Source organism: Acinetobacter sp. 22323, from assembly GCF_052044895.1.
GTDB lineage: Bacteria > Pseudomonadota > Gammaproteobacteria > Pseudomonadales > Moraxellaceae > Acinetobacter > Acinetobacter schindleri.
Genome location: NZ_JBQEOL010000059.1, coordinates 1 through 372, shown reverse-complemented (window position 1 = coordinate 372; position 372 = coordinate 1). Strand labels below are relative to the sequence as shown.

The following is a 372-nucleotide window of genomic DNA, read 5'->3' as shown; positions in this document are numbered from 1 at the left end:
TCATCTGGTGTGATTAAACCATCTGCTTGCAGTTCTTCTAACAAATCTTCTGCAGCAAGCTGTAGATCCTCTGCATCCTTAACTAATTCAGCTGCTGCTTCTGCTGCCGTATCTGCATCATCAATACCGTTGCTGTTTTCATCATTCACATCTGGAACAACAATTGGATCATTGATTGCATCTAATCGATCTTGCAACGTGTCTTGTGCAGTTCCTTCAGGTAAGCCATTAACCGCCTCTTCTGCTGCTTCTTTTGCATCTGCTGCTGCATCTGCTGCATCTTGCAGTTGTGACTGTTCATCTGGTGTGATTAAACCATCTGCTTGCAGTTCTTCTAACAAATCTTCTGCAGCAAGCTGTAGATCCTCTGCA

Annotated in this window: 1 protein-coding gene; it reads right to left on the bottom strand. The window is 43.8% G+C overall.

Annotated elements, in window-relative coordinates:
* On the bottom strand, positions 1-372 hold a 372-nt coding region (locus tag ACTJIX_RS14880), incomplete at both ends, for a GA-like domain-containing protein (protein ID WP_440611568.1).